This is a genomic window from Sphingobacterium multivorum (assembly GCF_900457465.1).
GTDB lineage: Bacteria > Bacteroidota > Bacteroidia > Sphingobacteriales > Sphingobacteriaceae > Sphingobacterium > Sphingobacterium multivorum.
Genome location: NZ_UAUU01000008.1, coordinates 143,179 through 158,310, shown reverse-complemented (window position 1 = coordinate 158,310; position 15,132 = coordinate 143,179). Strand labels below are relative to the sequence as shown.

Genomic DNA, 15,132 nt, shown 5'->3' with positions numbered 1-15,132 from the left:
TCGGTCTGTTTTAATGATAATTTAGAGTTTTTTTAAGATAAAAAATCCACTATATCGATCCAAATTGGAAGAAGGTGTTTTTGCGTTAGGGTTTATACCAAAGTCATCTAAAGCCGGAGCAATACCTACAGAAGTGTATTGTCGTTTGCCGGTCTTTCCTGAAACCTCATAAATCTTGGCATTCCACAAAATGGATTTATCAAAACGCGGATCGCGGTTTTCCCAATAGGATTGCAAAAATTGATCTTCTGTCTTATAGTATTTGCCCGTTTGATCGGAATAAAGCTTTCCATCTTTCATTGGAAAAGCTTTTACAAATTCCCAGGATGGAACGGAACCCGCTGGCCCTCTACTTTCGGAGCCGGGTCGTACGCCATTATCCCAATTAGCGACTTTATTTGGATAAGTATTAATCACAGCAAAAACAACCTCTGGTCCTTTTTCAACCAGCGCAATATTGGAATAATCTGGAGTCAAACTATAGCCATCCGCTTTAAGTTGCTCATAAGCCAATTTATTCGCAGTGTTGGCTTCCTGCCAATAGGCATTTCCATAAGGATTGGAAGGATTAAACTGGGGTGAAGCTTTATATAACAATACTTTCGCTTTAAAAGCTGCCGCAAAATCACCGTCAACCTTTCCATAATCTGCCGTACCCTTGGCAATCGTTTTTGGCAGTAAGGAAATAGCCTGATCCAAATCTTTGATCATCAGATCAAAACACTCTTTTGTAGAATTGCGGGGTACATTAAGATCATCATTTTTTAAATCTTGAGGTACCGTAATATAAGGGACCCCACCATGAATCCTGACCATATTAAAATACATATAGGCACGGAGAAACAAAGACTGCCCAATCACCGCATTTTTGAAGTCCGCTTTTAGCACAGTACTTTCACCAACTTTCTGGATCGCCGTATTAATTTTTCGGATGGTTGTATAATCCCAGGATTTGTAAGAACCAATGTTGACGGTGACCGCATCCAAAGGGAAAGCGATGCCAATTAGTTGTTCCGAATTTCCATCCGCACCAGCGTTCCAGTTGCCAAATAGTGGATATAGATTGGCAAGATAGCCGTTGACTAGATTTGGATCGGCCCATACTTTAGCTTCATCCAGCGAATTGAGATCATCAATGTCCAGCACATTTTTACAGGAAGACATACACAGAGCCAACGCTATTAAAGGATAATATATTTTTTTCATCTTTTTTTCATTTAAAATTTAACATCAAGTCCAAACGTAAAGGTTTTCATGACTGGATAAGAATCATACAGCTTTTGTTCCGGATCATGGAATTCTTTCATCGGCGAAAAAACAAACAAATTGGTTCCATTGAAAAACAGGTTGACATCTTTTACACGGATCTTCTCGGTCATGCTTTTCGGCAATCGGTAAGACACGTTAACATCGCGTAAACGCAGATAGGCTCCATTTCTTATCCAGAACGACGAAGGAGCTGCACCAGAATCAGCCCAACCAGAATAGCCTGTTGGACGAGGGTATTTCGCATTGGTATTATCCGGCGTCCAGACATCGGAAGCCCAAATCGGGTAATATGGACGGAAAGTATCGCCATGCTGACGCATTCCACCACCTTCTTGATTGCTGATCATCCGATCATAAGCAAGAACCCCCTGAAATAATGTCGAGACATAGAAGCCTTTCCAGCTCGCATTGAAGCCAAACCCGTAATTGATGCGCGGAGAATTATTGTCTGACAATAACTGCAAATCGTTATCATCAATTTTCCCATCCGGACCTCCTGAGTAGTTCGCCCCTTGAATATCTTTATATAAGATCATCCCAGGAAAAGGATCCCTTCCGTAGGTCTTAAATCCTTTTGCTTTCAGTGCGTCGGCTTCAGCCTGTGTCCTTACTAAACCCAGTGCCTCTAAGCCGATAATTCTATTTTCTGGCCGCCCAATTCTGGAACGAAAGTTCTGCGGTTGGCCGGCAGCATACGCCGGTTCCTCGTCAATGATATCCCAGCGGTCTTTTGCATAACCCAGATTCCCATTGAGCCCATAGGTCACCTCGCCCACCTTATCATTCCAGTTCAACGAAATCTCCCCGCCTTTGTAACTTCTTGCGGCATAGTTTTCAGGAGCAAGTGCGCGACCATAGTTATCCGGAACTTTCAGTGATCTTGGTCCTAGGATGTTCGTTTCCTTACGTGAAAACAGATCTAGGCTACCGGTCAGCTTATTCTTAATAAATCCAAAATCCAAACCGAGATTGACGCTTTTAGAAGTCGTCCAAGTGAGGTTCTGCGTCGGTGTTGCACCATACGCAATACCATTGTAATAGCGATCTCCGAACATATAGCCACCAGAGCTGTAATATTTTTCCAGATAGCCAAACTGACCGATTCGATTAGCATTTACATCCAAATCATTACCCGTTGTACCGTAAGAAGCTCTGAACTTCAAGTCTGATATCGTATTCTTTATATCCGTAAAGAAGTTCTCGTCCGATACACGCCAGGCTGCCGAGACTGAAGGAAAAAAGCCCCACCGTTTATCGCTAGGAAACAAAGGTGATCCATCGTAGCGGAAAGAAAACTCCGCAATATACTTATCTGCATAATTATAATTAGCACGCCCAATCACGCCGCGTCTTGAATCAATTGTTTCATTGGCAGTTGTCGACCTAAAGTTCCGATCTGTAGGATAAATAAACATCTGATCCAGGGCTGTAATCGGATTCTCTGCCCGTGAAGTAACGTACGTCCCTCCTTTTTTGGACTGCTCATAAACCAATGTCCCATCGACGGAATGTTTACCAAATTTGCGGTTATAGTTTAAAAACCAGTTTACCTGATATTCCCACAATCGTTGTGGGCTGTAATCCATGAAAGGCTGACTCTGACTAAAAGTAAAGATATTGATATTCGCTTCCGAAGGTGGGGCCGGTATAAAGCGGTTGTCATTTGGATTCAGTGAAGTAAAGGTGTAGTTTTTTTGAAAGCTCATATAGCGCTTGCGCATATAGTCACTGGCAAGATAACTCCCCACAAGTTTTGTCGATAGACCTTGTACCAATTTATCCAGCTTCAAATTTAGGGTCATAATAGGATTAACCTGCCGCACTTTGCGGTCGATATAACGATCCCCGATGACCTGATCGATCACATTCCATGCCTGCCAGCTTCCCATAGGTGTCTGTACGGGATAAGCCGTTGGCGTATTGCTCGGTGTTCCGTCTGCATTCAAGTAAAACGGATACATCTTTGGCCAGTTGAAGGTAACACGGTAGAAATCGGATACATCAAAATCATCATCATTGGAAGATGTGCTAAAAGGCCAAAAAAAGCGCTTCGAGTTGGTCTGGTTAGCTGAAATATTAAAATCCATGCTAAAATCTTCGGTAATCTGCGCGGAGATATTGCTGCGCAAATTGAACTTCTCATGGTCCAAAGATTTATAGGATCCATTTTCTTTGCGGTAGCTCAGCAAGCTATAATAAGTAATTTTGTCGCCACCACCATTGACCGATATGGATTGGCGATGGGTAAATGGATTGCGCCAGATCACATCATTTGCATTGTAATTTTTATCCTTGAAATAATCAAACTCTTTTTGTCCATTTGGGATGGAAAGACCGCGAAATTCGGCGACCCTATTTTGATAGGTGAGTTCATCTTGTGCAGTCGTTAAATTCGCAAGAAGTTCCTGTGTTGGCGTATTAAAAGTATAATTACTTTGTACATTAAAAACTGGTGCTTGCGCTGTTCCTTTTTTCGTCGTCACAACGACAACGCCATTACCCGCCCGGGTGCCGTACACTGCGGCAGTCGCTGCATCTTTTAAGAAGGTCATTTGGTCGACCTCGTTCGCTTCAAGCACATCAAATGCAGCTTTATCGCGGACCACACCATCAATTACATAAAGTGGCTCGGCAAAACTCCCCCGGATACGCAAGCTCGACGATGCTCCAGCCATCCCCGAAGTATTGGTGACATTGACCCCCGCTGCTCTACCGGCAAGTGAATTGGAAAGATTTGAACTGGGGATATTCTTTAGCTGTTCTGCATTGACGGTAGCGACGGAACCGGTGATATTCCCTTTCCGCTGCTTACCATAGCCAATGATCACGACCTCTTCAAGCGCCTGATCACTCGAAACCATAACAACACTGATGTTGCCTGCGGAAACGGCTACCTCCTGTTTTGTAAAGCCTTGGTAGTTCACGACCAAAACATCACCACGCTTGGCCCGAATAGAAAAAATACCTTGTTGATTGGAGGATGCTTGAACGGATGTTCCTTTGACGGTGATGGTAGCGCCGGCTAATGCCTGACCTTTCTCATCTTTGACGATCCCTGTAACCTGATCTTGATCGACAATAGCATTGATCGGATCCAGATTCAGTGCGTAAGAATCAGGCTGACTAAACAGCAGGCAGAGCCCCAAAAGGCTAATGGGTCTCGCCTTTCCATGAAGAAAAAAATTTCTCATCATAATTACAAATTGGTTTAAAATAATAAAGAACCCTTAGGCTCAACTTTGGTTTATTTACTTAGCCTGCTTTTCTTTTTGTAAAAAACAGCAAAAGTGGATTAGATTGTCTACTAAATTTAAAAAACAAATTCTTATTTACGAAATTAACGTGATTTTTTAATCCGAAGTTCACATAAGCGTTACATGCTGAAATAGGGAATGGAAATGGCCGACACAGCAGTGCCGATCTTCAGGTAGAACACCTAAAAACTGTGGTGAATACAGGGGTTTAAAGTGGATTTATACCCCTGTACGAATACTATCTAGGAAATTTTGTTTTGAGGCAAGCCGAAAACGATCAATGTAGAGACTCCGAATGGGGCTTAAAAAAATGAGCCTAAAACTGTAAACTAGCGTTTAAACAAAATTGTCTCCCGTTATATGTTGGAAGCACAACATAGCTCTTTTTCGAATTCTGTAATCGACTGTCTACCAAAGGGAGCAACCAATAGGCGATTTTAGTACTTAAGATACCGACCCCAGCTCCCATAGCGATATCCGAGAACCAATGCTTGTCGTTGTACATCCGCAGATAACCGGTACCTGCTGCAACAGCATATCCTGCAATACCGTACCAAATTGACTCCTGTCTATATTCCTGCCAAAGCAGTTCGGCACCAACGAACGCAGTAGCAGCATGCCCTGAAGGAAAGGAATTATTCGCTGAACTATCAGGCCGCCATACGGGAATGGTGGATTTCATAATTTTCACGGTTGAAGTCATTATAATATTAGAAACAGCTGTCGTAAACAGGCGTTGTTTAAGGTTATGCTTGGCAGGCACCCCTACCGCGTCCAAAACAAATACTCCGGCAGTTCCAGCAAAGCGGGTGAAATCGTCCAACTTAATTTTTCGGCTAGTTCCTCTCGATACGCCGTCTCTAATGTCTTCATCTATCCCCTTTAAAAAAGGATTTCCTTTGGCAACGACACCATAGGTGATCAGTCCTACAGGAACAGCCAGTTCCTTGTAAGGAACTTTCTTAAAAAAATGAGATCCGCGGCTCGAATCCGACGGTTGTTCCGACAGAATTTGGGCAATTGAGGTAGCCGGTACTACAAAAAGTGAAACCAGGATACAATAAAAAATAAAGTATCTTTTGTAAGTGCTCATTTTATCCGTATTTATTTTATCGTGCGCAAAGATAATATTAAAATATCCAGTAAAAAAAGACAACGGGCATTGTCAACTCGGAAACTAAGCATCTTGCATCCACCTTCGTCAGAGGGTCAGCTTCCCTTATAGGTTGAATAGCCGTAGGGCGAAAGCGTAATCGGCACATGAAGATGTGTCTGCTCAAAAAGCGTAAACAAAAGTCCGCTGTTTCATGAATTGATGTGAACAGCGGGCTTTAGATTTAAAATTTATGTATGATCAAAGTCCTATCGTCACACCATTGGCAATGACCGCATCTTTTTTCACAACAACAATCCCATCACAGATCATATGCGTATCAAAATCACCATCATTCAAACCCGGTCCACCAATGATACGAACGTCATCTCCAATTCGGCAGTTCTTATCCAAGATTGCGTTTTCGATATAACAACGTTTACCTACACCTACCGGTGGTGGCTTTTGTGTATTTCCCAACTCCAATACTTCTTCCAACTGCTCATAGTAATCAGTTCCCATCATGTAGGTCGATTTAATAACCGTTCCTTCACCAATACGGGAACGTATCCCAATAACAGACCTCTCCAGTTTATCGCCATTTAAAATACATCCATCGGCAATTACCGTATTATTTAACGTTGTACCCGAAATTTTCGAAGGCGGGAGCATCCGCGCACGTGTATACACGGTTTCATTAAACAAATTGAAATCCGGAATATCATCTGTCAATCCAATATTGGCATCAAAAAATGATTTGATGGTCCCGATATCGGTCCAATACCCATCAAATTGATAGCTCAATACCCGAAGTGCTTCGATAGCATCAGGTATAATTTCTTTACCAAAATCCATCCCCGGGTTGGCGATCAAAAGGTTGCGCAATATGTTTTTCGAGAAAACATAAATGCCCATGGATGCCAAATAATGCCTTCCCTGTTTATGCAAAACCGCTGAAACCTCTGAGGTCCAATTTAATACTTCATCCTTATCGGGCTTTTCGACAAAAGCAGTAATCTCATTCGCTTCGTTCGCTTTTAAAATACCAAATCCCGTAGCATCTTTACCATTGACTGGTATCGTAGCGATGGTAACATCGCCTCCATTTTCAACATGGAAATCAATCAGCTTTGAATAATCCATTTGGTACAACTGATCACCAGACAATACAAGAATGTAGTCGTAATCGACATTAAGGAGATGCTTCTGCGTGCGCCTGACCGCATCAGCGGTACCCTCAAACCAACGATCGCCCTCATTGGTCTGCTCTGCAGCCAAGATGTCGACAAAGCCCTTACTGAAAATGCTGAAATTGTAAGAATTTTTGATGTGTGTGTTCAAAGAGGCTGAATTGAACTGCGTCAGTACGAAGATCTTATTATAGCCAGAATTCAAACAGTTCGAAATCGGAATATCGACCAAACGGTATTTTCCAGCTATTGGAACCGCTGGTTTCGACCGTTGCTGTGTCAATGGGAAAAGGCGCGACCCTCGACCTCCTCCCAATACAAGGGAAACTACTTTGTGTATCATACCTCAATCCATTAATTGGTTATAAAATTGTTATCTTCAAGAACAAGGACCTGATCAGGTTTAGTCTCGAGATTCTTTAAATTCAGGTTTAAGAATCCTTATTAAATTAGCAATTTTCCGGATAAGAAGCAAACAACAATTTTAATCAATGATTCTTTTCACAAAAAAGTAATTCTAGAAAAACGAGCAGAAACATGCTTAATTTTAACCGATTAAAAGGCGATGATGACAAGTCCGTGTCTCCCATAGGTTTAATATCCAAATAGACCACTGAATAAGAAAAGGCAGTAGATATAGCCAACAAGTAATAGGTTAACACCTATTTGCGGATATTTCTTTTGGGTAAATAACCATAGGATCTCAATAAAGGCATAAATGGACAACGGTGCTGCAAGACTGACGGTCATAAAATAGAGTAAATATCCAGCCCCCAAAGCATCATTTTGTTGTTTAAGAATCAAATATGGGACAAGAAGTAGCAGAAAGGCGATACAGACTACAGAAAATCGAATAAAAAAATGTCGTTTTAGTTTTTGATCCCCTTTAAGAGGTTTATACATAAACAGTGTTGAGCCCGATATATAGAGTGATAACAACAAATAACCGATATAGTGATGCGCGCTCTCCAAACCATTCCAATCTTGATTAGCGTAGGCAAGACCAACAATTAGAAATAAAACAATAAATAAAACTACTTTAATATAATTCATCTAAAAACATCAGGGGATTATCCCTACTAGAGTAATTGAACGCTATAAATTTTAATATCGTATGGAACATACGTGAATTTCAAGATTTCTTTCCAATACGACATCTTGCCAATCGAACTTTGACCACAATAGTCCAAATCAACTAAATAAAATCAACTTCCGAGCGGGTAGCTAAAAGCAATTTTCAGCAAAGAGAAGCACCCTATTGACCTAATATTTATGTAAATTGCTAAAGCATATAGAACAAAACAGCTATGAATTCTTCATTATTGGATGAAAATTATTGGGATGAACGTTATAAGAACAAAGCAACAGGCTGGGATATTGGCTATGCCTCTCCTGCTATTATCAATTATGCAGCGGAGTCTATTGCCAAAGATGCATCTATTCTAATTCCCGGTTGTGGAAATGCCTATGAAGCAAAGACTCTACTTGACATGGGGTTCCATCAAATTACCTTACTTGACATCGCTCCGACCCTCGTTGCAAAGGTAAGAAAGGAGTTCGCCAATAGCCCTCAGATCCAAATTGTATGTCAAGATTTTTTCCAGCACCAGGGCCAGTACGACTATATAATTGAGCAAACATTTTTTTGTGCACTGGATCCTTCATTACGCCCCAGCTACGTACAACAAATGCATACTTTGCTCAAGCAGCAGGGTATTCTGATGGGTTTATTGTTCAAACGGGAATTTGCACAACAGGGACCACCTTTCGGTGGAGATCCAACGGAATATCAACAATTATTCGCTTCGCAATTTGACATTTTACAGCTGACAGATTCAACCAACAGTATTCCCCAAAGACAGGGAAATGAACTCTTTTTTGAGCTGCGCAAAAAATAGTCTACTTGCCCGGCATGACCCGATAGGTTGGATCTTCCATGATATTGACCTTCACAATGCCCGCAGCATTTTTTAACAAAGAGCGACAATCTTCACTGAGGTGCCACAATTCTATTTTTTTTCCTTGTGCAGCGTAGCGTTCGGTAATTTTGTTGAGTGCATCCACGGCGGACATATCCACCACACGACTTTCCTTAAAATCTAAAATCACGCGCTCGGGATCTTCCAAAACATCAAATTTATCCAAAAAATTAGCTGTTGAACCAAAGAAAAGAGGTCCATAGATTTCATAATGCTTGATGCCCTCGGCATCCAAATATTTTCTTGCCCGAATGCGCTTCGCATTATCCCAGGCAAATACAAGTGCGGATACCACTACACCAATGAGCACCGCAAGTGCCAAATTATGTAAAACCACGGTAATTCCGGCGACAATAATCCCAACGAAAATATCTGATTTGGGAAATTTATTGACAATCCGCAAGCTCACCCATTGGAAGGTTCCAATGGCCACCATCATCATCACACCGACCAGCGCGGCCATGGGTATCTGCTCAATAAAAGGAGCACCTACCAAAATAATCACTAAGATGGTCATCGCTCCTATAAAAGAAGAAAGTCGCGTGCGTGCACCAGCATTTAAATTGACCAGTGTTTGAGCAACCATGGCACAGCCACCCATTCCCCAAAAAAATCCATTGATTGTATTGGCTATCCCCTGCGCCATGGATTCGCGGTTTGCATTTCCCTTACTCGCCGTTATTTCGTCCACCATGTTCAGTGTCAGGAGCGATTCCACCAACCCTACTCCAGCCATCACCAAAGAATACGGAAAAATCAGTTGCAATGTTTCCCAGCTCAGGGGTACATTAGGTAAATGTAGATGGGGTAATGTCCCACTAACAGAGGCAATATCTACTACTTTTTTGGTATCAATACCTAAAAAAGAAACCAGACCAAATACAACTAAAATAGCGATTAAAGAGGCTGGAACAGCCTTCGTTATCCGAGGAAATCCAATCACAATCAACATCGTCAGCAGAGTCAGTCCCCCCATAATGTATAAGGTACTTCCCGACATCCACTCCGCTCCCTGTCCGGTATTCACCTTAAATTGGACTACTTGAGCCATAAAAATAATAATGGCCAGTCCGTTCAAAAAACCGTACATAACGGGCTGCGGAATTAAGCGTACAAATTTCCCCCATTTAAAAAGCCCGACTAAAAATTGCAGGAGCCCCGCCAAGACGACAGCAGCAAACAGGTAATCAATCCCGTGACTTGCCGCCAGGGCCATCAATACAACCACTGTTGCGCCAGCACCTCCGGATACCATCCCTGGTCTACCGCCCAAAACGGAGGTCACCAAACCCATTAAAAATGCTGCATAAAGTCCCGTCAATGGTGGTAGCCCGGCTAAAATTGCAAATGAGAGTGATTCCGGAATCATTGTCATTGCGACCGTTAATCCTGCAAACAACTCATTCTTAAGATTAATCGATTTTATATTGAATATTTCAAAGGTATTGTTCATTTTTAAATTACTTGAACAGGATAATTGCCGCAAAGGTACTAATCACACAAACACTTTTCCCCAATATTTGTTATTCTTTACAAATTTTATCGCAAAACAGTATGTTCATTTCGATTAAACAACGCATTAACCAACGTCCTTATAGTCTCTTAATATATATCATTTTGTTGCTTGTCCAGCTCGGGAGTATAGGGCCTAGTAAGGCTGCATTCCTACCAGCTAGAGATTCCTTAATGACTTCAGATAGCCTATTTCGAGCGAAACCTGTCGAAAAATATCCCATGTACCGCGATGAGCAACCACGACTTTGGAACAATCATCTTATCAACGTAAAACAAACAGACAGTCTATTCGAGTACCAAAAGAAGAACTTCTTAAGGGCGGGAATTGAGTGGTTTTCCATCCAAGCTATTCCTGCTTCGGTTAATTACTTCATTCGAAAAGATCCTGTTTCCCATATTTCCTTTAAAAACTTCTTTAGCCATTTAAAACTGTCTGCCTGGACCTGGGACGACAATCTTTTTGCAACAAATCAAATAGCGCATCCTTATCACGGTCAGTTTTATTTTAATTCGTTCCGATCCAACAACTACAGTTTTTTACAATCGACAGCAGCAACCGTAGCTGGTAGCTATATCTGGGAAACTGCAGGTGAAACAGAACCACCATCCATCAATGATATCATCAACACAAGTTTTGGCGGTACTATTTTAGGTGAAATGACCCATAGACTATCGCATCATATTCTTTCGCGCCCAAGCCTGACCAAAGGACAACGCAATAAAAAAGAACTATTGGCCATGTTGATCAATCCGATAAATGGGCTCAACCGTCTGCTCGACGGGCGCTGGGGAGATAAGGTAAAAGGTGCGGTGGTCGACAGTTCTTTAGTACACACTGAAGTTGAATTGGGGCTAAGACGGTTTGATGCCAAAGAACATGACATCTTGAATAAAGGAAAGAATGACATCTATGCCCGTATCAAACTGATTTACACCAACGATGATCTAGACAAAAAGAAACCCTTTGATGACTTCTTCCTCAATTTGGAACTTGGATCAGATGATAGTTCCATCGTCAATGCGGTCAATGTGTATGCCTCGTTATACGGTAACCGTATTTTATCCAATTTAACAGGACGTCATCGTGGTATCGTGTCTGCGCATTTCGACTTTCTACGCAATGAAGCTTTTTATTACGGATCACAGAGCATCAATTACAATGTTTTTTCAAACTTCAATATTGGTAGCCGTACCAAGCTGACAACCATCCTTGGTGGTGGTCCAGTGGTATTGGCTGCTGTACCTGATCCTTATCTCCATTTTGGTGAAAGCCGCACTTACGATTATGGCCCCGGGGCCGATGTTAGGGCTTCAGCCACATTGAGCACATTAAACCGCTTTAAATTTGGTGTAGATTATCGTGGCGGATATTTTGTCACAATCAGTGGCAACAAATCCCACCATTTTCTACACGCGGTATCCACGAGTGCTTCAATGCGTATCTGGAAAAATTTCGGTGTCAACCTTTACTCCGGTTACTTTAGATTGGAAGGTCATTATCAAGACCATAACAATGTCAACAAAGACTATCCTTTTGTACGGATAGCACTAGCCTACAACTCTGAATACTAGCTAAAAAAAAGGCTTAACTAAATGAGTTAAGCCTTTTTGATTAATTTGTCCAATATTTCTTTAACGCTTCCTTCAAACGCGGATCATAACCATATATATCCGGATACGTAACGATTTTTCCTTCGTCATCCAACCAGGTTGTATAGTAGGTGATATAAACTGGCATCTGCCGTTTAAGTGTTACCCAACGTGATTTTGAGATCGAATCTGTGGTAATTTCTTTTGCAATTTTTTCGGCCTGTTTTTCATTATTGACAAGGTAAGACGCCAAATCAACGGGTTTTTCAACACGCACACAACCATGGCTCACGGCGCGATTACTCTGCCCAAACATTTGTTTTGCAGGCGTATCGTGCAGATAAATGGAATAGGGGTTCTCAAACAAAAACTTCACATTCCCCAATGAATTATCCGAACCAGGATTTTGTTTAAAACGAAAATTCTCCACAGAATCCGAATTCCAGTTGACCGTTGCAGGGTCCACTTGTTTACCTTTGTAGTAGGCTACCATATTACGCGAAGCCAGATAGTTTGGATTATTTCGAACGCTTGACAATAACTCTTTCTTGACAATACTGCTTGGAATATTCCATACAGGATTTACTTGCATGGCATCCAACACCCCTTGCATGACAGGTGTCTCGTGGTTCTCACCTTTTCGCGTATAAGCCGGATTATCAGTTTCACCGACACACACATTCATCAGTTGACTTGTCTTCCCTTCTTCCATAATATGTAACCGTTGTTCAGGTATGTTCACAAATACATATTTCTCCGGAAAAGCATCTCCCATCCAGCGCAATTTTTCCAATACCATTAACACCTGGCTACGTTGTGCACTGTTTAGGTTGCCATTTTCCAATAAATCCTGAAACCTGGTGTAATACTGATTTTTAGGTTGGATATCGGTCAACACAGTTCCAATTTTTACACTATCCAGCATTTGTACAACTTTACCATAGCTCATACGCTTTTGAGGAACGAAATATCTTCCATAAAGGCGTTTGGGGTTGACGACACCATATTTTATGCTGCTGATATAAGCCACGAGCCCATCAGTACTCAATAAGTCAAGTTTGGCCAATAATGGATAAACTTCAGCAACATCTTTGCTTTTCAGTTTTCGAAGCGAAGATAATGTTTCCTTAATCGCAGTTGTATGGAAATAACTAGCTCGAATACCATGTGCATCACTACGCTCAAAGTAAGTTAACATGGTGTCGATACTACCATCAAAAAGGTGTTCGGCAATTAAAGTCATCCCTTCAGTAGAATCCGATAATTCCTTCATCCAGCTTGGATTAACCAATTGAGATTTTTCCTTGCCATACACCTCACGGAAGACTTTTACATAAGCTGCTGTGTCAAAATCCTTATAGGACTTATTTTCAAACTCTTTCGCCAATACATCGCCATAAGTCGGAGGATTATCCTTACAAGAAAAAAATACTACTGAAACAAATGAAATAAAAACTAAAAATCGTAACATATTACAAATCGTGAAAAAGAAATGGCTTCGCAATAATGAAGCCATTTTCTGAGGACAAAGATAAATAATTCTTATTGTCTAAAGAATCTTACCTGTCATTGAATCACTACAGAATCAATCACTGTATTTTTTCAGGAAATCTTCCAGCAATTCCACCATATCGGTATTGCCCAAAAAAGCTGCTGATCGCTGGTGCAAAGTTTTTGGCTCAATATCTAGTATGCGCTGAGATCCATTCGAAGCTTTACCCCCTGCCTGCTCAATGATGAAGGCAATTGGATTGCACTCATACATCAATCTTAGCTTACCATTAGGGTGCGCAGAAGTCGTTGGATAAAGAAAGATACCCCCTTTGAGGAGATTACGGTGAATATCGGCCACCATTGAGCCGATATACCGTGACGCATAGGGGCGTTGCGTTGCACTGTCCTCCATTTGGCAATATTTGATATATTGCTTAACGCCGTTTGGAAATTTAGAATAATTTCCTTCGTTAATCGAATAAATTTGACCCGAAGCCGGAATTTTCATATCAGGATGGGATAAACAAAACTCGCCGATCGAAGGATCCAATGTGAATCCGTTTACGCCCTTTCCAGTTGTGTACACCAACATGGTTGAACTACCATAGATTATATAACCTGCAGCGACCTGTTTCGTTCCATGCTGTAAAATATCATTGCTATTACAAGAAACACCCGTATCAGAAATTCGTCGATAAATGGAAAAAATCGTCCCCACAGATACGTTAACATCGATATTGCTTGAGCCATCCAGTGGGTCAATACACACAATATATTTCGCATTTTTGGAAACCCCTGATTGGATATACACTGGATTTTCATGTTCCTCTGAGGCAACTACACAGCATTCTCCCCACTTTGAAGCGCTTTGATAAACTGCTCATCGGCATAAACATCCAGTTTCTTTTGTCCCTCGCCCTGCACATTGACCTGGCCTGCATCGCCTAAAATATCAACCAATCCCGCTTTATTAACCTCTCTATTTACAATTTTTGCTGCGATTCCAATATCGCGCAGTAGTCTGGAAAGCTCCCCTTTAGCATACGGAAAATCGGCCTGTTTTTCAATGATAAATTGACCTAGTGTAGTTATACCACTCATAATGTTGTTTTATTGGATATTTGTTGCACAAAGCTAAAAAAGTTAAACAAACTTTAGCAAATACATCCTTCTCATATTTAGCATTTTAGCAGACTAAATACGCAATCGATTGCGCTATGTTTTGAAATCTCTTCTTTGCTAAAACGATTATTAGCTATTAAAAAAATAATAAAAGGTTGAATGCACTGGATAAATTTCAAATAGCAACGATTAGAAAAAAAACAATAAATGCTAAGTATTTGGTAATTTTGGCTAAATATTCTGATACAATGCAACAACTTATACAACTCATCGAAAAGGAAAAATTAGGCAATCAGCCGGCAAAACAGTACACCTTGATCATAGATGATAAACAGGTCGTTCACGGTGCCTTATTTGTAATCAAAACCACAAAAAAAACATTTAAATTGATGATCCCGGCGCCTTTTCACGAAGCAGTTCTGAAAGAACAAGTAACCATCAATACCTTGATCAAACATCCCCAAGTAATGCTACTGGCTTAATCAAAGGGAAATTCCCCTATCCTCATACCTATCCCCAGAGCAAACAAAACATAGCTCGCTTGTGTTTATCATAGCGTAGTTTCGCTGTTTTTTTTACACCATATTCCGTCTTCCGAAGACTATAACGCTGGTTCGACCTAGAAA

The 15,132-nt window shown here is 41.2% G+C and carries 11 protein-coding genes and 1 pseudogene; 3 read left to right on the top strand and 9 right to left on the bottom strand.

Annotation, left to right across the window (positions count from 1 at the left end; genetic code table 11):
- Window positions 1-21: 21 nt before the first annotated feature.
- The 6 genes from DTA23_RS09110 to DTA23_RS09085 form a co-directional block, all read right to left on the bottom strand.
- On the bottom strand, window positions 22-1,206 hold the full coding sequence (locus DTA23_RS09110; RefSeq protein ID WP_256603204.1) for a RagB/SusD family nutrient uptake outer membrane protein: 1,185 nt from the start codon (window positions 1,204-1,206) through the stop codon (window positions 22-24).
- An 11-nt stretch (window positions 1,207-1,217) separates the two neighbouring features.
- Window positions 1,218-4,463 carry a SusC/RagA family TonB-linked outer membrane protein gene (locus tag DTA23_RS09105; RefSeq protein ID WP_112374495.1) on the bottom strand — a complete coding sequence of 1,082 codons (3,246 nt, stop codon included), beginning with the start codon at window positions 4,461-4,463 and terminating at the stop codon, window positions 1,218-1,220.
- A 376-nt stretch (window positions 4,464-4,839) separates the two neighbouring features.
- Window positions 4,840-5,616, bottom strand: a complete 777-nt coding sequence (locus DTA23_RS27515; protein ID WP_070561926.1) for a phosphatase PAP2 family protein — start codon at window positions 5,614-5,616, stop codon at window positions 4,840-4,842.
- 116 nt (window positions 5,617-5,732) lie between these two features.
- On the bottom strand, window positions 5,733-5,816 hold the full coding sequence (locus tag DTA23_RS30295) for a hydroxyisourate hydrolase (RefSeq protein WP_083295797.1): 84 nt from the start codon (window positions 5,814-5,816) through the stop codon (window positions 5,733-5,735).
- Window positions 5,817-5,877: 61 nt separating this feature from the next.
- Window positions 5,878-7,149, bottom strand: a complete 1,272-nt coding sequence (locus DTA23_RS09090; RefSeq protein ID WP_046675878.1) for a glucose-1-phosphate adenylyltransferase — start codon at window positions 7,147-7,149, stop codon at window positions 5,878-5,880.
- 251 nt (window positions 7,150-7,400) lie between these two features.
- Window positions 7,401-7,859, bottom strand: a complete 459-nt coding sequence (locus DTA23_RS09085) for a hypothetical protein (RefSeq protein WP_112374494.1) — start codon at window positions 7,857-7,859, stop codon at window positions 7,401-7,403.
- Between the two features lie 254 nt (window positions 7,860-8,113).
- On the opposite strand from DTA23_RS09085, the gene DTA23_RS09080 reads away from it, so the two are divergent.
- Window positions 8,114-8,704 carry a methyltransferase domain-containing protein gene (locus DTA23_RS09080; RefSeq protein WP_112374493.1) on the top strand — a complete coding sequence of 197 codons (591 nt, stop codon included), beginning with the start codon at window positions 8,114-8,116 and terminating at the stop codon, window positions 8,702-8,704.
- Window position 8,705: 1 nt separating this feature from the next.
- Here DTA23_RS09080 and DTA23_RS09075 read toward each other — a convergent pair whose 3' ends face one another.
- Window positions 8,706-10,238, bottom strand: coding sequence for a SulP family inorganic anion transporter (locus DTA23_RS09075; RefSeq protein ID WP_112374492.1), 1,533 nt, complete (start codon window positions 10,236-10,238; stop codon window positions 8,706-8,708).
- A 101-nt stretch (window positions 10,239-10,339) separates the two neighbouring features.
- On the opposite strand from DTA23_RS09075, the gene DTA23_RS09070 reads away from it, so the two are divergent.
- Complete coding sequence (locus tag DTA23_RS09070) at window positions 10,340-11,872, top strand: DUF3943 domain-containing protein (protein WP_112374491.1); 1,533 nt, start codon at window positions 10,340-10,342, stop codon at window positions 11,870-11,872.
- A 40-nt stretch (window positions 11,873-11,912) separates the two neighbouring features.
- Here the strand turns inward: DTA23_RS09070 and DTA23_RS09065 are convergent, their stop codons facing one another.
- Together DTA23_RS09065 and fbp are read right to left on the bottom strand one after the other, a co-directional pair.
- On the bottom strand, window positions 11,913-13,361 hold the full coding sequence (locus tag DTA23_RS09065) for a L,D-transpeptidase family protein (RefSeq protein WP_112374490.1): 1,449 nt from the start codon (window positions 13,359-13,361) through the stop codon (window positions 11,913-11,915).
- Window positions 13,362-13,475: 114 nt separating this feature from the next.
- Window positions 13,476-14,485 (bottom strand): annotated as a pseudogene (gene fbp, locus DTA23_RS09060) (class 1 fructose-bisphosphatase).
- 269 nt (window positions 14,486-14,754) lie between these two features.
- On the opposite strand from fbp, the gene DTA23_RS09055 reads away from it, so the two are divergent.
- Window positions 14,755-14,988, top strand: a complete 234-nt coding sequence (locus DTA23_RS09055; protein ID WP_120334661.1) for a hypothetical protein — start codon at window positions 14,755-14,757, stop codon at window positions 14,986-14,988.
- Window positions 14,989-15,132 lie beyond the last annotated feature (144 nt).